Raw genomic sequence first — 17,725 nt, 5'->3', positions numbered from 1 at the left:
CTGGCGTGCCCAACCGCGCTTGTTCATCGACGTGGCGTTACAGCGCGACGTCGATTGGACAGTCCGACGGAAAGGTTCACCGTGAGACCATCTCGTCGCAAGGCACTGGCAGCCGCGTCCGCCGCTGCGGTCGGTGCCGGCGTCCTGACCGCCGCAGCGTTACCGACGCAGGCTTTGGCGGCAGGACCGGAAAGCACGTACATCGTGATCGCGCCAAAAGGTCAGTCAACAGCTCGAGCGGCAGACCGGGTCGTCACCGCCGGTGGCGCGGTCGTCGCGAACTACCACCAAATCGGCGTGCTCGTGGCCCGCTCGACCAACCCGGCGTTCGCGACCGCGGTATCGGGCTCAGGCGTGGACGCCGTCGCGTCCACAGCGGGCCTCGGCACCGCGCTCGAGGACAGCGCCACCGAGGAGGTCGCCGACCTCACCGCGCAGCAGGCCACCGGCGACCCGACCGGCGAGCCGATGTTCAGCCGGCAGTGGGACATGACCCAGATCAATGTTCCACAGGCGCACAAGGTGACCACCGGCAGTCCGAACGTGGTCGTCGGGGTCCTCGACAGTGGTATCTCCAGCTCCCACCCCGACCTCGCCACGCAGATCGCGAAGGACAAGAGCGCGTCCTGCATCGGCGGCGTGGTCAACACGGCCGAGGCCGCCTGGAACCCGACCACCTCCGACCACGGCACGCATGTCGCGGGCACGATCGCCGCGGCCATCAACGGTGTCGGCGTCGCCGGGGTGGCCCCCGGCGTGAAGGTCGCCTCCGTGAAGGTGGTCAACGACGACGGCTTCATCTATCCCGAAGCGGCCGTCTGTGGCTTCCTCTGGGCCGCCGACCACGGCATGCAGATCACCAACAACAGCTACTTCATCGACCCGTGGGAGTTCAACTGCCGCAACGACGAGCGGCAGCGCCCGGTCTGGACGGCCGTCCAGCGCGCGATCCGGTACTCGCAGAACAAGGGCGTGCTCAACATCGCCTCAGCGGGCAACTCCAACGTCGACCTGCAGCACAAGTTCATCGACAGCGGCAGCCCGAACGACGGCAGCTTCCCGGTCGAGGACCGCACGATCACTGGCGCCTGCATTGACCTGCCGGCCGAGGCGCCCGGCGTGGTGACCGTCTCAGCGGTCGGCCCGACCCGGTTGAAGAGCTACTACTCGTCGTACGGCCAAGGGGTCGTCGACGTCACGGCGCCCGGCGGCGACACCCGCTTCCGGAACCTCGGCTCCCCGTCGACGCTGGCCGACGCCGTCCTGTCGACCACCTTCAACACGACGACGAAGACCAACGGTTGGGGCTACAAGCAAGGCACCTCGATGGCCGGTCCGCACGCGGTCGGCGTCGCCGCACTGGCGCTCTCCGCCCACCCGGGTATGCAGCCGGGGGCTCTGGCGTCCTTCCTGGAGCGCACCGCCGACGCGCTGCCCTGCCCCAGCGGCGTGTACAACCCCGTCCCTCTCCTGCAGGGATTCGAGGCGACGTGCTCGGGCGGAAACCGCAACGGCTTCTACGGTGCCGGTGAGGTCAACGCGTACAACGCCGTGCGATAGCACCGGCTGCACCACGGTGGGGTCGCTTGCCCACGAGGTCGGCGACCCCACCTGCATCCGCCCCAGCTCGGATGTCTGCGCACCACGCTCGATCGGTGCGCCCCACAACACAGGGAGGCCCAATGAACCCACGCGTCATGCGTGCTGCTGTCGCCGTCGCAATGCTGGCGGCCTGTATCGCCGTCGTCACGTCACCGGCAGCAGCCGCACCGGCAGCGGTCACCGCTGCGGCCAGCGGTCACATCAAGGTCGGCTACTTCACGCAGTGGGGCGTCTACCGACGCAACTTCCAGGTCAGGAACGTGCACACCTCCGGCATGGCGGGCAAGCTCACCCACATCAACTACGCATTCGGCAACGTCGGGGCGGACGGCAAGTGCTTCGAGGCCAATGCGGCCGGTGTCGGTGACGCCTGGGCCGACTACCAGAAGGGCTTCAAGGCCGGCGAGTCGGTCGATGGCGTGGGCGACGTCTACAACCAGCCGCTGGCAGGCAACTTCAACCAGCTCAAGAAGCTCAAGGCGATGTACCCCGGCCTCAAGGTGCAGATCTCCCTGGGCGGCTGGACCTGGTCGAAGTACTTCTCCGACGCGGCGCTGACCGCAGCCTCCCGGCAAGCCATGGTGGCTAGCTGCATCGACCTCTATCTCAAGGGCAACCTGCCGTTCATCGGCAACTCCACCCGAGGTGGCGTCGGGAGCGGCTACGGCGTCTTCGATGGCATCGACCTCGACTGGGAGTGGCCCGGCTCCGAAGGCAACGCTGGCAACGTGGTCCGCCCCGAGGACAAGCAGAACTTCACTCTGCTGGCGGCCGAATTCCGCCGTCAGCTCGACGCGTACGGAGTGCAGACCGGCAAGCACTACTCGCTGACCGCGTTCCTGCCCGCCGACCCGGCGAAGATCACCGCGGGCGTCGAGATCGCCCCGTTGCTGGCCAGCATGGACTTCGTCACCGTGCAGGGTTACGACTTTGTCGGGCCGTGGAACGCCACGACCGGGCACCAGTCCAACCTGTACTCCACCCCGCAGCATACTTTCAGCGTCGATCTGGCCGTGCAGACCTACCTGAGCGGCGGGGCGCCCGCGGCGAAGCTCGTCGTGGGCATCCCCTACTACGCCAAGGGCTGGGCTGGCGTGCCGACGACCAACAACGGTCTGCTCCAGACGTCGACGGGCCCGGCTCGGGGCACCTACGAGGACGGCACCGAGGACTACAAGAAGGTGATCACGAAGCAGGGCGCGGTCCTCTACGACTCGGTCGCGGTCGCGTCCTGGAAGTACGGCAGCAACACCTTCTGGTCCTACGACACCCCGCAGGTGATCGCTCAGAAGACGTCCTACATCAAGGCCAACGGCCTCGGCGGGACGATGGCCTGGTCGCTGGACGGGGACACCGCTGCCGGCGAACTCACCACGGCCATCCACAACGGGCTGATGTAATTCGAGGGTGACCACGAGATTCTCGGCGCACAGCTGAAGATCAACCAAGGTCGCAGGAGTCGGCCCGGGGCGCAATGCGTTCCGGGCCGGAACCTCTGGACGAAGAATCCTGCATCAGGCACCTCCGGTCCCTCGGCAACTGCGATATTCGGTGGAGTGGTGGACGCACCGCGCGTAATGTGAATGACCGCTTGACGGCCGCGGTGAGGTAGGCACCGCAGCGGACGTCCCTACGCGCCGGGGTGATCCCGGATACGTGAGCGAGCAGCAGCTGAGATTCCCCTGAAGGAAATCACCGTGCCCGCACTCGATCAGGAGCTCGCCGCAGAGCGAGCGCATCTCACGGCGTCGCGACAGGCGCTCAAACGCATGCGGGAGCATGCTGAGGACCTCTTCTCCACCGGGGATCAGGTGGCCGGGGATCCCTTCGCGGCGGAGACACTGGGGCGGCATCTGGCGCGGCGGATCGCCGAGTTGGCCGACAGTCCCGACACGCCGTTGTTCTTCGGCAAGCTGGAAATCGAAGAGGAGAAGTTTCACGTCGGGCGGCGGCACGTCACCGACGTGGCCGGGGAGCCGATGGTGCTGGACTGGCGGGCGCCGATCTCGCGGAAGTTCTATCAGGCCAGCGTCAAGGACCCGCAGAGCGTCACGACCCGGCGGCGGTTCGGGTTCGTCAAGGGGGCGCTGACCAGCTTCGAGGACGAGCACCTGCGCGCCGGCGAGGAGCTCGGCACCAGCCGGATCCTGCTGGAGGAGATCGAGCGACCCCGCGTCGGGCCGATGCGGGACATCGTCGCGACGATCCAGCCGGAGCAGGACGAGCTGGTCCGGGCCGAGCTCGACGAGTCCATCTGCGTCCAAGGGGCGCCCGGCACCGGGAACCCCAACCCCGGAATCTGACACACTGCCGGTCCGCAGGAGTCAGGCCACCTTGAGCTGTTCGTCGCCGAAGTCGGCGATCAGTTTGAGAGTGCCGCCGAGCGCTGCGATGTAACGGCCCAGCACATCCTGGGTGGAGACACTGCCCGCCTCGATCTGCGACACCCGCGCCACCGACACACCCATCCGGACCGCGACCTGCTCCTGGGTCATCTCACGCCGCTTCCGCAGCTCGGCCAGCCGCCAACCGCGTGCCTCGTCCAGCATGGCACCCACCGCCGCGTCGAATGCCACCTGACCACCGGCGGTGTCGACCGCACGCTCCAGGTGATCCGTGTCCCGCCAACGCTTAACGCTGCCCATCGCCGATCTCCCCTTCTCGCTCCTTCAAGTATGAGGCGTAGAACTGCTCCGCCTCAGGTATTGCCTCGCGATACCAACGACTCCACTGTCCGGACTTGTCTCCGGCGATCAGCAAGATTGCCGACCGCCACGGGTCGAAGACGAAGAGGATCCTGACCTCACTTCGACCGCCGGACGGTGGACGGAGTTCCTTCATGTTGGTGATCTTCGAGGCCGTTATCGTGTCGACGAGCGGCCTACCTTCCGCAGGACCGCTTTGCTCCAAGACGAGGATCGCCTGGTTCACCAGACGGTGCGTCTCGCGGTCGACCGCGTGGAGTTTGTCGAGGAACTCCTCCACCTGCGTGGTCATCAGGATCTCCCACTCCACCGGCCCACCTCCCGTAGTTAACAATATTCTTAACACGGGACGCCTACTCTGCAAGGGCCGTAATTCGGTGGAGTGGGTGCGGCATGGCGCGTAGGCTGGAGCACCGCTTGACGGCCGCGGTGAGGTAGGCACCGCAGCGGACGTCCCGACGCGCCGGGTTGCCCTGGATACGCGAGCGAGCAGCAGCTGAGATTCCCCTGAAGGAAATCAACGTGCCCGCACTGGAAGACGAGCTCGCCGCAGAGCGAGCGCACCTGGAAGCCTCACGCAAGGCCCTGCGCAGGATGCGGGAGCATGCCGAGGACCCCTTCTCCACCGGCGATCAGGTCGCCGGGGACCCGTTCGCCGCCGAGACGCTCGGCCGGCACCTGGCCCGGCGGATCGCCGAGCTCGCCGACAGTCCCGATACCCCACTGTTCTTCGGCAAGCTGGACATCGAGGCCGTAGAAGCTGACGAGGGCGGCAGGTTCCACGTCGGGCGGCGGCACGTCACCGACGTGGCCGGGGAGCCGATGGTGCTCGACTGGCGGGCGCCGATGAGCCGGAAGTTCTACCAGGCGAGCGTCAAGGACCCCCAGGACGTCAGCACCCGGCGCCGGTTCGGCTTCGTCAGGGGCGAGCTGACCAGCTTCGAGGACGAGCACCTGCAGGCCGGGGAGGAGCTCGGCACCAGCCGGATCCTGCTCGAGGAGATCGAACGGCCGCGCGTCGGGCCGATGCGGGACATCGTCGCCACCATCCAGCCCGAGCAGGACGAACTGGTCCGCGCCGAGCTGGACGAGTCGATCTGCGTCCAGGGGGCGCCCGGCACCGGGAACCCCAACCCCCGAAACTGACACACTTTTTCAGTCCGGAAGCCGGCAGCGGTGCCGGTTGCGGAAGTCTGCCGGGTAGGCGGCGAACCGCTTGTCCTGTCCGGCTACCGGGCACGCCGCCGCAAGGGCGAAGAGCGACTCGGGATCGATCCGTGTGACCATCCCGGCGGAGCCGGTCCATCAGTTTGGTCAGCTCATCTACAACCTGTTCATACAACGTCAACGGCAAGGAGCCGACTGCGCTGGATTGGCGGCGTGTGCGCGTTCATGCACAGCCGCGTCACGGTGCACGTACGCGCACATTAGAGTAGGGTGGGCACGTACGTGCACATGTGATGAGGTAGGGATGAGGATCGCCAGCGCACGAGACCTTGGCTTTTTCGTTCGGCAAAGCAGGCAGGATAGTGGCCGAACGCAGGCTGAGCTCGCCGCGGAGGCCGGCGTCAGTCGTCGTTGGCTTTCGGACCTTGAGGCGGGCAAGGCAACCGCCGAATTCGGATTGGTGCTGCGAACGCTTCATGCGCTGAGCATCGGGTTGGACGCATCGCCCATCGGACCGGACGCGGGCGACATCGATCTCGACACACTGCTCGACGACCTCGGGGGCGATCATGCCTGAGACCGTCGGCAAAAGCCTGATTGTCCTCATGGCGGGCAGACGAGTCGGCGTGCTGACCCAAGCCGACAACGGGCGTCTCGCGCTGGAGTACGACGAAGACTGGCGCTTTGCACGGAACGCTACTCCGTTATCACTGTCGATGCCGCTCGCTCGCCGAATACATGAGGATCCGGTTGTCCGTCCCGTGCTTTGGGGGTTGTTGCCCGACAACGAGCGAGTGCTCGAACGCTGGGCACGTGACTACCAGATATCGGCGGGTAACCCGTTCGCGCTCTTACAGCACGTCGGCGAGGACTGCGCGAGCGGTGCCCAATTTGTCGAGCCCGGCCGGGTTGAGTCGATCGTCAATGGCGAGGGTGGGGTGCAATGGCTGGACGAGGCGCACCTAGCCGAGCGGCTACGCGTCCTGCGTGCCGACCCAACTTCCTGGCATGTTCACAACAGCGGTCAGTTCAGCCTTGCCGGGGCACAGGCCAAGACTGCCTTGTATTTCGATCCGGTCGCCCGACGCTGGGGCGAGCCCTGGGGCTCGACGCCCACGACGCACATCCTGAAGCCGGCAGTGGCGGGGCTGGACGAGCACGATCTCAATGAGCACCTTTGCTTGTCGGCGGCGGGCCTGGCCGGCCTCCTCGTTGCACGTTCTTCGGTGGTGACGTTCGAAGATGAGCGAGCGATCGAGGTAGAACGGTATGACCGCCGGTATCAGTCCGAGACAGGACTGGTCCAGCGCCTGCATCAGGAAGACCTGTGTCAGGCGCTGGGAGTATCGCCGGCCAACAAGTACCAGAGCGATGGCGGGCCGTCGCCCGAACACATCATCGACCTGCTCCGACGCGAGGTTCATCCGAAGCGCGTCGCGGACGCACACATCGCCCGATTCGTTGACGCACTGGCTTTCAACTGGATCATCGCCGGTACTGATGCCCACGCGAAGAACTACTCGCTTCTACTCTCGGGAGGGCAGGTCCGTCTGGCTCCGCTGTATGACGTTGCGAGCGCTCTCGCATATAACGACATGTACCTGCCAAAACTGCAGATGGCCATGCGTATCGGTGGCGAGTACCGGATCGAGGGCATCAGCGACCGGCATTGGCGTCGATTCGCGGAAACGAATCGGCTCGATCCCGAAGAGACCATCACAAGGATCGACACGCTTGCCGCACGTACACCGGGCTGCTTTGAACAGGCCGCGCAAGACGGAACGGTCCTAGCGCTCGAGAGCAAGCTGTCGGCCCGTTTGGTGGAGCGCGTCAGGGCTCGCGCACTTTGGTGCCGTAGGGCGCTCAAGCAAGACCGGTGACAAGCCGGTGCGAATCACGGCCGACCCTCCGGGAGGCACGGCCGTAATTCGGTGGGACGGCACCCGAATCACGCGTACGCTAGAGCACCGCTTGACGGCCGCGGTGAGGTAGGCACCGCAGCGGACGTCCCGACGCGCCGGGTTGCCCTGGATACGCGAGCGAGCAGCAGCTGAGATTCCCCTGAAGGAAATCAACGTGCCCGCACTGGAAGACGAGCTCGCCGCAGAGCGAGCGCACCTGGAAGCCTCACGCAAGGCGCTGCGCCGGATGAGGGAGCACGCCGAGGATCTGTTCGCCACCGGGGATCAGGTGGCCGGGGACCCGTTCGCGGCGGAGACGCTCGGCCGGCACCTGGCCCGGCGGATCGCCGAACTGGCGGACAGCCCCGACACTCCTCTGTTCTTCGGCAAGCTGGACATCGACGAGGAGAAGTTCCACGTCGGGCGGCGGCACGTCACCGACGTGGCCGGGGAGCCGATGGTGCTCGACTGGCGGGCACCGATCTCCCGGAAGTTCTACCAGGCCAGCGTCAAAGACCCACAGGACGTCAGAGCCAGACGTCGGTTCGGGTTCGTCAAAGGCGAACTGACCAGCTTCGAGGACGAGCACCTGCGCGCCGGCGAGGAGCTCGGCACCAGCCGGATCCTGCTGGAGGAGATCGAGCGACCCCGCGTCGGGCCGATGCGGGACATCGTCGCCACCATCCAGCCCGAGCAGGACGAACTGGTCCGCGCCGAGCTGGACGAGTCGATCTGCGTCCAGGGGGCGCCCGGCACCGGGAAGACGGCCGTGGGGCTGCACCGGGCGGCGTACCTGCTGTATCTGCACCGCGAGCAGCTCAAGCGGTCCGGGGTGCTGATCGTGGGGCCGAACAGCGCGTTCCTGAGCTACATCGCCAGCGTGCTGCCCGCCCTCGGCGAGATCGAGGTGCGACAGTCGACGATCGACGGGCTGCTCGGTACACCCGTGAAAGCCGTCGACGAGGAAGCCGCCGCCGAGGTCAAGCACGACCCCCGGATGGCCGCGGTGCTCGCGAAGCGGCTCAACGGCAAGATCCGGAAGCCCGAGGAGCCGCTGACCGTTTCCGACGGGTCATACCGGTGGCGGGTGTCCACCGACGCCCTGCGGCGGGTGGTCGACGACGTGCGGCGGGAGGCGCCGCCGTACGGGATCGGCCGCGAGCGTGTGCGGGCGAGGATCGTGTCGCTGCTGATGCGGCAGTCGGAGGCGCGGCGCGGCGACTCGCCGAGCGAGGGCTGGCAGCGCCGGATGGGCAGGGCGCAGCCGGTGCTCGAGGTGCTGGATCACGCGTGGCCCGCGGTCACGCCTGAGCAGCTGGTGTTCGAGGTGCTCAGCGACCCGGCCGACGAGTTGCTCACCGAGGCCGAGCGGGCGGCGATCACCTGGTCCAAGCCGCCGAAGACGGCGAAGTCGGCCCGTTGGACCGCCGCGGATGCGGTACTGGTGGACGAGGCCGCGGGACTGATCGACCGGGTCCCGTCGTTCGGCCACGTGGTGCTGGACGAGGCGCAGGACCTGTCGCCGATGCAGGCGCGGGTGATCGCCCGGCGGTCGGAGCACGGGTCGATCACGCTGCTCGGCGACCTGGCGCAGGGCACGGCGCCGTGGGCGGCGCTGGAGTGGCGGACGCTGCTGGGGCACCTCGGCAAGCCCGGCGCGCGGGTGGTGCCGCTGACGACGGGGTTCCGCGTGCCGGCCGCCGTGGTCGCGCTGGCCAACCGGCTGCTGCCGGCACTGGGGGTCGACGTGCCGGAGGCGCGGTCGCTGCGGACCGACGGGGCGCTGACGATCGGCGCCACGCCGCTGCGGGAGGCGGTGCGCCGGGCGCTGGCGTTCGAGGGGTCGATCGGCGTGATCGCGGCGGACGCGACGATCCCGGCGATCACCGCCCAGCTCAGGGAGATCGAGCCCGAGCGGGTCACCGTGCTGCCCGCGAGCCTGGCCAAGGGTCTCGAGTACGACCATGTGATCGTCGTCGAGCCGGCCGACATCGTCGAGGCCGAGCCGCGCGGGCTCAACCGCTTGTTCGTGGTCCTGACGCGGGCCGTCTCGCGGTTGGACGTTCTGCACGAACGTCCGCTTCCTGCACCGTTGGATGGGGTGTCGTGATCACGTCCCGGATGTCACTATCTCGAAACAGTCTGACAACCGGGAGGACGCGGAATGCGAGTACGGGGTTACGCACCGGGCACGCCGTGCTGGGCCGAGGTCGGCAGTCCCGATCCGGTTGCCGCGCGGGCGTTCTACGGCGGCCTCTTCGGCTGGCAGTTCAATGACGACGGGCATTTCACGCACAACGGCCGCGCGGTGGCCGGCCTGCGCACCGCCGGCCGGCCCGCATGGCTGATCTCGATCTCCACCGACGACCCGGCCGGCGCTGCGGAGGCGGTCCAGCGGGCCGGCGGGTCGGTGAAGGTGCCCCCGACCACCGTGCGCGACCTGGGCACCATGGCCGTGTTCGCCGACGCCGGTGGGGCGGTGTTCGGGACCTGGCAGCGCAGCAGGTTCGGCGGGGCGCAGGTGTCCTTCGAGCCGGGTGCGATCTGCTGGTACGAGCTGGCGTCCCACGACCTGGCGCGGACCAACGCCTTCTACAGCGAGGTCTTCGGCTGGCACGCCGTCGAGACGGAGAACGCCGAGCCGTATTTCGAGCTGCACCACCACAACGACGCCGTCGGTGGGCTGCTGCCGATCGACGACAGGTTCCCGCCGGGGCTGCCGGAGCACTGGACGGTGTGCTTCATGGTCGACGACGCCGTCACGGCGTGTGAGCGGGTGGCGGAGCTGGGTGGCACGGTGGCCCGCAAGCCGATGGTGTCGTCGGCGGGTTGGTACGCCCGGGTCGCCGATCCCATGGGCGCTCATTTCGCACTGATCGAGATTTCCGACGAATACCGCTTTTAGCTCCGTCGGCTTCGCGAGCGGTTTCGTCAACCTCTCTTGATCACAACGTCGTCGACGGCGGCCTCGATGAGACTGGCGCCGGCGGCGTCCGTGGCCTCGATCAGCAGCTGGATCGTCTTGCCCGCATAGGGAGTCAGGTCGGCGCCCGCGGTGTCCCAGACGGCGTCGCGGTCGCTCGCGGCGCCGGCCTTGGTGAAGATCGCGGTTTTCGAGCCGTTCTGCAGCACGCTGACCTTGAAACTGTCGGCGGCGGACGCGTTCGCGGCGTGGGCGAAGTACCAGGACCAGCTCAGCTTCAGCGGGCCCTTGGCCGGCAGCGCGACGGACGGCGACCGTATCCCGGTGGTGCCGCCGTCGACGTCGTAGCTGCCCGCCGAGGTGCCCGCCCTGCGCCCGGTCACCAGGTCGTTGTCGCCGCTGACGGCGTCGCCGAGCTGTTTCGGGCCGTTCTGCGTGGTCGCCTCCGGGTCGCCGCGCTCCCACAGGCCGCTGGTCGCGGTGCCGCCGGCGGCGGTCCAGCCGCTCGCGCTCTCGAAGTCGTCGGACCAGACGGTGTCGGCGCCGCAGTACTGGGCCTGCTTGCCGATGATCCGGTAGACGCAGTCGGCGTACTCCGCGAGCTGCAGGCTGGCCTCCTTGTTGCGGGCCGTCTGCGCGGAGATCACGCTGGCCGGCGGGTAGAAGCCGGCGCTGGAGTTGGGCCCGGGGTACATCTCGAACGTGTAGGCGAAGATGCCCTGCGTCGCCCACAGCCAGTCGATGATCGAGCCGTCGGTGATGTACAGGTCGCTGGACTGCTCCGGCGTGTAGCCGTTGGACTTCGCCATCCCCGTGCCGAGGGCCCGGAACGCGGACTCCTGGTCGGCGTTGAGCCCGGCCGCCGTGTCGGTGCCGGTGTACCCGTACGGCCAGAGGATCAGCTCCGAGAACGTGTGGAAGTCGATGCTCGCCTTGATCTGCTGGACCCCGCCGACGCGCCGGCTGAGCACGAAGTCGCGCAGGTGCTGGGTCTCCGGCGCGGAGAAGGCCGCGTCGCCGTGGTAGGTCTCCGACGACGGGTTGCCCGACGAGCCGCCGCAGCAGGCGAACTTGAAGCTCCAGTTGCGGTTGAGGTCGGTGCCGATGCTGCTGGACCCGGCGTTGGGCTGGCGGTTCTTGCGCCAGCTGCGGTAGCTGCCGGTGGCGATGTCGTATTCGCCGCCGTCCGGGTTGAGGTCGGGCACGATCCACAGCTCGCGGCTGTCGACGAGTTTCGTGATGCGGGGATCCTTGCCGTATCCGTCGGTGTACAGCTTCACCAGGTACAACGCCATCTCGACGGTCAAATGCTCGCGGGCGTGCTGGTGGGCGCCATAGAGCACCTCCGGCTCGTCCTCGTCGACCGCGACGTTGTCGGAGATCTTGATCAATGGCATGTCGCGGCCCTGGTACGACTTGCCGATGCTGCTCTTGCTGGCGATCTTCGGATTGGCGGCGACGATCTTGTCCAGCTCGGCGACCATTTCCGTGTAGTTGTGGTAGCCGGCGTCGGCGGCCGGGAAGTCCTCGGTCAGCACCTCGGCGACCTTGTATCCCTGGCCGCGCAGCTTGCGGACCTCGGAGGGCAGGGCGGTGATCTCGGCCCGGCCGTGATCGATCGTGTCGATGGCGGCGCCGCTGCGGGCGACCCGGTTGCGGTCCTCCTGGGTCCGCACGCCGTCGACGACGTAGCTGCCGGACCGCTCGGCGGGCGCCGCGCCGGCGGGGTTGACCCCCACGAGCAGCAGCAGCCCCACACCGGCGAGCGTGAGCGAAACGGACAGCCTGCGGCCCATCGTGCGCCTCCCTGGGTGGTCTGCACCAACCAAGGTTTAAGCGCTATTAGTTCGCTTTGGTGGTGCTTTCACCCCTATCATCATCCCCGTTGAGCGCGGCGCGCAGTCGTTCGCGCTTTTCGGTGCGGCGCTGGGCGGCGCCGACCGCCTGCACGGAGGCCTCCTCGCGGAGCCCCTTCAGCAGGAAGAAGGCGAGCGCGGCGGAGACCGTCACGGCGATCATCAGCTTGAGGAGCACGCTGATGTCGAGCGGCACGGCGAACATCGCGCCGGCCACCAGGACGAAGAGCCCGAGCCGGGCGAGCGTGTACTTCAGCAGTGCGGACATGATGTCGTTCTACGCCCAAACCTGCTGCGGCTCCGCCCGGCGCGCGGCGAGGGGCGTCGGCTTCTCGTACTCCCGGACGACCTCATACCGGGTGTTGCGCTCGACGGGCTGGAAGCCGGCGTCCCAGATCAGGTGCAACAGGTCCTCACGGTGCATCGTGTTGGGCGTGCCGTAGCTGTCGGCGTCGTGGGTGATCTTGTACTCGACGACCGAGCCGTCGAGGTCGTCGGCACCGAAGTTGAGCGAGAGCTGGGCGACGGACAGGCCGTGCATGACCCAGAAGCACTTGACGTGCGGCACGTTGTCGAACATCAGCCGCGACACGGCGAAGGTCTTGAGCGACTCCGCGGGCGAGGCCATCTTCGTGCGGGCCTGCAGCTTGTTGCGGATCTTGCCGTCGGCCGAGTCGACGAAGTCGTGCTGGTAGCGCAGCGGGATGAAGACGGTGAAGCCGCCCGTCTCGTCCTGCAGCTCGCGCAGCCGCATGACGTGGTCGACGCGGTGCTTCGGCTCCTCGATGTGGCCGTACAGCATCGTGGAGGGCGTCCGCAGGCCCTTGCTGTGGGCGAGCCGGTGGATCCGCGACCAGTCCTCCCAGTGGCAGGCGTGGTCGACGATGTGCTGGCGGACCTCCCAGTCGAAGATCTCCGCGCCACCGCCGGTGAGCGACTCGAGGCCGGCGTCGATGAGCTCGTCGAAGATCTCGTCGGCGGGCAGGCCGCTGATCTTCTCGAACCACTGGATCTCGGTGGCGGTGAACGCCTTGAGCTTGACGTTGGGCAGTGCGCCCTTCAGCTCGCGCAGGACCTTCGGGTAGTACTTCCACGGCAGGGTCGGGTGCAGGCCGTTGACGATGTGCAGCTCGGTGAGCTGCTCGTCCTCCATCTCCTTGGCCTTGGCGACCGCCTCGTGGATGCGCATCGTGTACGCGTCCTTTTCGCCCGGCTTGCGCTGGAATGAGCAGTATGCGCAGCTTGCGGAACAGACATTGGTGAGATTCAGGTGCCGGTTGACGTTGAACATGACCCGGTCGCCGTTGAGCTCGGTGCGCTTGTGGTGGGCCAGCCGGCCCAGCCAGACAAGATCGTCGCTCTCGTACAGCGCGACGCCGTCTTCCCTGCTCAACCGCTCGCCGGCGATGACCTTGGCCTCGAGTTCACGCTTCACACCTGCATCCACGGGGCCAGCGTACGTCGGGCCGCCCCCCGCCGAAGAGGGCCCCGCGTTAGTGCGGGATTCATCTCGTCGGGATGAAGCTGACATTGATCAGGTCTCGACGCTGATTGCTTCGGTGAGGTAAACAAAAGTGGGCAGAAACACGGTCGGGCGGCAGACCGACTGATCGATCGATCCTGATCGACCATTGGCGGGGCGGACCGACTGGGGACGGTGGCATGGACGGACTGGTATTGAGGGCGGCGAGTTATCCCGGCGAAAGTTGGGTCCCGCCCGCCGAGGCTGAAGCATCCGCGCAGGTCGCGGCGATGATCCCCCGGCAGCGAGGGCGGCACCGGCGCGGGCGGATGTTCGTCGCCACGATCGTGTGCACCCTGCTGTGCTCCCTCGTCCCGCGCCCGGCGTATGCGGATCCGGGCGGCGCGATCCCGGACACCGGCTCCCGGCCGATCGCCTCCGGCACGCTCCTCATGCCCGGCGCAGGCGGCACGTCCGCGCCCACGACCGTCGGCGGGGCCAACACCTCGCTGCGCGGCCCGCTCGCCACCCAGCTCGCCAAACTCGAGATCGACGTCAGCACCCTGGGGCAGAAACGCCTGCAGGCGCAGCTCGACCTGGAGATGTCGCAGACCGCGGCCGCCGACGCCCAGGACAAGCTGCGCGTCGCCACCGCCCTGGTCGCGGAGCTGCGCAGCCGGGCCGACTCGGCCGCCGCCGAGGCGTACAAGCGCGCGACGGGTCTCGGCCCGCTCGACGGCTACGCGCACGACCTGCACCAGTTCGGCCTGCTCGCCCCCGGTATCGGTCAGCAGCCGGGCAGCCAGCAGGACGCCCGTGACCTGCTGCGCGCCGAGCAGGACGAGACGGCCGCCAAGCAGCAGTACGAGCTGGCGCAGTCCACCTACCTCAAAGCGCAGGGCGTGTTCTCGCCGCTCGACGCCGAGTTCCAGGTCAAGGACACCGAGTACCAGAAGGTCAAGAAGGACAACGAGGCCGCCGTCCTCGCCATCGCCGCCGCCGACGCCGCCGCCGAGCAGAGCCTCGGCACCGTCTCCAACGTCCCGGTCGAGGGGATGGTGGCAAACCCGAAGGCGCTCCAGGCGCTGAACTACGCCATGGGCAAGATCGGCAGCTGGTACGTGTGGGGCGACGAAGGCCCGAACACGTTCGACTGCTCGGGCCTGGCGTACTGGGCATACGGGCAGGTCGGGGTCCGCGTGCCGCGGGTGGCCAACGACATGTACCACGGCACGCCCGCGATCCAGGCCACCAAGGTCCGCCTCGGCGACCAACTGCTCCCCGGCGACCTGATCTTCTTCGCCAGCGACTCCGGCGACTGGCGCTCGATCTACCACATGGCCATCTACATCGGCGGTGGTCAGATGGTGCACGCGCCGACCACGGGCGAGAAGGTCAAGACCGCGCAGGTCAAGTGGTCGCGGTTCTTCGGCGCCACCCGGATCTTCCCCGCGGTGAAGGCCCCGAACTCGACCAGCACGGCGACGCCCAGCTCGCCGTCCTCCTCGACCACCACGTCGCCGTCCTCGTCGACCACGGCCTCACCTTCGTCCTCGGGCTCGGCGTCGCCGACACCGACCGAGACGACGCCGCCGCCTTCGACGCCGCCGGCCTCAACCCCGCCGGCCTCCACACCTCCGGTCTCGACGCCTCCGGCCAACCCGGAGCCTTCGGAGGAGCAGACGTCGAAGGCGCCGAGCGCACCGGCGACCACGGCCGCGGCGCCGTCGAAGTCGGCCGTCAAGCCGTCGACCGCCGGCGCCAGCACGACCGCGCAGAGCACAGCGTCAGCATCGGGTAACTGAATTCGCCGCTTCGGACCGGCTCACGGGTCACCCGTGGGCCGGTCCGTTCTTTTCCGGCGGATGGTTCTGCTGGTGATCGAAAACCCGACGCAGTCCGGTCCAGCGTTCCGTGACTCGATGTGGCACCGTGGAACTCGTGACTGGCGGAGGGGGCACGCCGGGAGCGCAATGACGCCCGGGCAGGGCACGGTCATGGAGGGCAGCAATGGACGAGCGGGAGACACGGGACGGCGCGCGCGACGAGGGGGTGCGGACCAACTCCCCATACGGGTTCCCGCCCGGCGCGCAGCCGCAGACGACCGGTGCGGCCTCCGAGCCGGACGTACTCGACAGCGACCTGCCGCCGCTGCCGCCACCGCCACCGGTCGGTGCCGAGCTGCCTCCGGACATTCAGGAGGAGGTCGTCCCCGACGCGGCGTACGAGCTCCCGCCCACCCCGGTCGACGGTGCCCTCTGGCCCGGCGGCGACCCCTTCGCGGACGCCGACGACGAGGAGGAGGACCCGGAGGTCGCGGCGATGGTCGCGGCGTTCAACTCCACCGACGCGGCCGGGTCCTCAGGGCTTTCCGAGGCACCCGACGAGCCTTCCGGGGTTGAGGCCGGGGTGACTCCCGCCTCGACCGGCACCGTCGGTCCTGGCTCCGGCGGCACGAGCGGGTTGAGCGAGGCGCCCGATCAGCCGGCCCCGGGTCCTGACGGGCCGCGGCGCCGGGCCGAGCCGGAGGCGGACGTGATCGCCGCCGCGCTCTCCGGTGGGCCGCCCGCGTTCCAGCTGCCGAGCGTCGACTCCGCCTCCGTCTCCGAGACGTATGGCCCTCCGCCTGGCGGGTCCACGCCGTACTCGGGAATCCACCCCTCGGAGCCGGTGTCCTCCGACGTGGCGGCGCCGCCGTTCGCTCCGGTGCCGGTCTCGGGGTTCGGCGCTCCTGCCGCGGCCATCGAGGACCCTGCCGAGGGTTCTTCCGCGGCTTCTCCTGGGGAGCTTTTTGCGGAGCCGGCGCCTGCTGCCGAGGAGCCGCTGCCGCCGCTGCCGAGCCGGTCGCGGGCGCCCAGGCAACTGCCGGAGTCCTCGTGGGACGCGTTCGCCCGGCCTTGGAGCGCACCTGCCGATCCGGCGGTCTCGTCGGATCCCGTGGAGCCGCAGGTGGTGCACCCGTTCTCGGTGCAGCGCCGGCCCGGCGAGGTCGCTTCTCCGGCTGTACCCGTCGCTGAGGCCGCGCCTGCCGCTGACCCCTTGCTGGCGCCGATCGACCGCCCGGTCGTCGACGTGCCGGCTGAGCCGCTGATGGCGCCCGCGTCCTCGGATCCGGCCTCCTCCGTGCCCGTCTCGTCGTCGCCGGTCTCTTCTTCGCCGGTCTCGTCTGGGCCGGCCTCGGAGCCGGTCGTGCTGCCGGTGGCCGGGACGTTCGCCGCCGCCGTGGTGGCCGCCCGGGCGAGCGCCTCGGTGCCCGGCATCCACTCGGTGAGCGCCGAGGAGGCCGAACAGGCCGCCCGCGCCACCGCGACACCCACCGTCTACCGCACCTCCATGGCCCTCCCGCACACCATGGCCGCCCCCGGCACGTCCGCCCCGGGCGGCGCCGAGGCAGGCCGCTCCGGCGCCGGCCTCTACGGCTCCGGTGCCGGTGTCCCCGGTGCCGGGGGCTCGGGCTTTGCCGGTGCGGATGCGTCGGGTGATGGCGAGCAGGAGCCCGCGCCGCCGGTCGAGCCGTTCCCGAGTCCGGAGCCGTCGCCGTTCCCGAGCCCGGAGCCGGTGCCCACGCCCGAGCCGACCCCGTTCCCGCCGGCGCCTGGGCCTGAGCCGATCCCGACGCCGTACCCACCGGCCCCAACACCGCCAGCGCCCGTGCCCGTGCCTGACCCGGAGCCGGCACCGCAGCCGGGTCCGGGGCCGGGTCCGCAGCCCGAGCCGGGCCCGTTCCCAGGTCCGCAGCCGTTCCCGGGTCCGGGTCCGGTTCCGCAGCCGTTCCCGGGTCCGGGTCCGGTTCCGCAGCCGTTCCCGGGTCCGGGGCCGCAGCCCGAGCCGGGTCCGTTCCCGGGGCCGCAGCCGGGTTCCCCGTTCCAGCCGCCGACGCCGTACACGACGCCGTCCTCCCAGCATCCGTGGGGCACCGCCGACCCCGGCCAGGCCGCCGCCGCCGGACCGTCGTGGGCGCCGCCGCCCACCGCGCCGCAGCAGCCTCACGCGGCGCCGCCGCAGTGGCAGGCTCCCCCGGCCCAGCAGAACCCGACGCCCGGCCTGTACGGCACCCCCGCCCAACAACCGCCCGCCCACCAGCCGCCTGCCTACCAGCCACCGGCCCA

General features: G+C 69.0%; 13 protein-coding genes and 2 pseudogenes. 9 read left to right on the top strand and 6 right to left on the bottom strand.

Going from position 1 to position 17,725, the window contains the following annotated elements; translation table 11 throughout:
* The first annotated feature begins 204 nt into the window (after positions 1-204).
* The 3 genes and pseudogenes from ABZS58_RS25660 to ABZS58_RS25650 form a co-directional block, all read left to right on the top strand.
* Complete coding sequence (locus ABZS58_RS25660; protein ID WP_354785565.1) at positions 205-1,560, top strand: S8 family serine peptidase; 1,356 nt, start codon at positions 205-207, stop codon at positions 1,558-1,560.
* 122 nt (positions 1,561-1,682) lie between these two features.
* A complete protein-coding gene (locus tag ABZS58_RS25655; protein WP_354785563.1) occupies positions 1,683-3,002 on the top strand; it encodes a glycoside hydrolase family 18 protein in 1,320 nt (439 codons plus the stop codon).
* Positions 3,003-3,293: 291 nt separating this feature from the next.
* A pseudogene (locus tag ABZS58_RS25650) lies at positions 3,294-3,884 on the top strand (AAA family ATPase); the annotation flags it as partial.
* Positions 3,885-3,926: 42 nt separating this feature from the next.
* On the opposite strand, the gene ABZS58_RS25645 reads toward ABZS58_RS25650, so the two are convergent.
* Both ABZS58_RS25645 and ABZS58_RS25640 read right to left on the bottom strand, forming a co-directional pair.
* Positions 3,927-4,247 (bottom strand): helix-turn-helix transcriptional regulator, encoded by a 321-nt coding sequence (locus tag ABZS58_RS25645; protein ID WP_354785561.1) that lies wholly within the window; start codon positions 4,245-4,247, stop codon positions 3,927-3,929.
* Positions 4,234-4,599, bottom strand: coding sequence for a type II toxin-antitoxin system RelE/ParE family toxin (locus tag ABZS58_RS25640; protein ID WP_354785661.1), 366 nt, complete (start codon positions 4,597-4,599; stop codon positions 4,234-4,236). Before ABZS58_RS25640 ends, ABZS58_RS25645 begins: the two co-directional genes overlap by 14 nt.
* Positions 4,600-4,823: 224 nt before the next feature.
* On the opposite strand from ABZS58_RS25640, the pseudogene ABZS58_RS25635 reads away from it, so the two are divergent.
* From ABZS58_RS25635 to ABZS58_RS25615, 5 genes and pseudogenes are all read left to right on the top strand, one after another.
* Positions 4,824-5,432, top strand: a pseudogene (locus tag ABZS58_RS25635) (AAA family ATPase); the annotation flags it as partial.
* Positions 5,433-5,778: 346 nt separating this feature from the next.
* Entirely contained in the window at positions 5,779-6,051 is a 273-nt protein-coding gene (locus tag ABZS58_RS25630; RefSeq protein WP_354785559.1) for a helix-turn-helix domain-containing protein, read from the top strand.
* Positions 6,044-7,354: a type II toxin-antitoxin system HipA family toxin gene (locus ABZS58_RS25625; protein WP_354785557.1), complete on the top strand. Its 1,311-nt coding sequence runs from the start codon at positions 6,044-6,046 to the stop codon at positions 7,352-7,354. The genes ABZS58_RS25630 and ABZS58_RS25625 overlap by 8 nt, the downstream gene beginning before the upstream one ends.
* 190 nt (positions 7,355-7,544) lie before the next feature.
* Entirely contained in the window at positions 7,545-9,485 is a 1,941-nt protein-coding gene (locus tag ABZS58_RS25620; RefSeq protein WP_354785659.1) for an AAA family ATPase, read from the top strand.
* Between the two features lie 54 nt (positions 9,486-9,539).
* Positions 9,540-10,280 carry a VOC family protein gene (locus ABZS58_RS25615; RefSeq protein ID WP_354785555.1) on the top strand — a complete coding sequence of 247 codons (741 nt, stop codon included), beginning with the start codon at positions 9,540-9,542 and terminating at the stop codon, positions 10,278-10,280.
* 26 nt (positions 10,281-10,306) lie between these two features.
* On the opposite strand, the gene ABZS58_RS25610 is transcribed toward ABZS58_RS25615, so the two are convergent.
* The 3 genes from ABZS58_RS25610 to mqnE are packed head-to-tail and all read right to left on the bottom strand — an operon-like array spanning position 10,307 to position 13,601.
* Entirely contained in the window at positions 10,307-12,094 is a 1,788-nt protein-coding gene (locus tag ABZS58_RS25610) for a M14 family metallopeptidase (RefSeq protein WP_354785553.1), read from the bottom strand.
* Between the two features lie 46 nt (positions 12,095-12,140).
* Positions 12,141-12,422, bottom strand: coding sequence for a DUF4229 domain-containing protein (locus ABZS58_RS25605; protein ID WP_354785551.1), 282 nt, complete (start codon positions 12,420-12,422; stop codon positions 12,141-12,143).
* Between the two features lie 9 nt (positions 12,423-12,431).
* Positions 12,432-13,601, bottom strand: a complete 1,170-nt coding sequence (gene mqnE / locus ABZS58_RS25600; RefSeq protein ID WP_354785549.1) for an aminofutalosine synthase MqnE — start codon at positions 13,599-13,601, stop codon at positions 12,432-12,434.
* 305 nt (positions 13,602-13,906) lie between these two features.
* Here mqnE and ABZS58_RS25595 point away from each other — a divergent pair, with 305 nt between their 5' ends.
* Positions 13,907-15,421: a C40 family peptidase gene (locus ABZS58_RS25595; RefSeq protein ID WP_354785547.1), complete on the top strand. Its 1,515-nt coding sequence runs from the start codon at positions 13,907-13,909 to the stop codon at positions 15,419-15,421.
* Between the two features lie 675 nt (positions 15,422-16,096).
* Here the strand turns inward: ABZS58_RS25595 and ABZS58_RS25590 are convergent.
* Positions 16,097-16,933, bottom strand: a complete 837-nt coding sequence (locus ABZS58_RS25590) for a hypothetical protein (RefSeq protein WP_354785545.1) — start codon at positions 16,931-16,933, stop codon at positions 16,097-16,099.
* Positions 16,934-17,725 lie beyond the last annotated feature (792 nt).

This window comes from Dactylosporangium sp. NPDC005555 (assembly GCF_040605635.1).
In the GTDB taxonomy this organism is placed as follows: Bacteria; Actinomycetota; Actinomycetes; order Mycobacteriales; family Micromonosporaceae; genus Dactylosporangium.
This window is presented reverse-complemented; position numbering and strand designations above follow the sequence as displayed.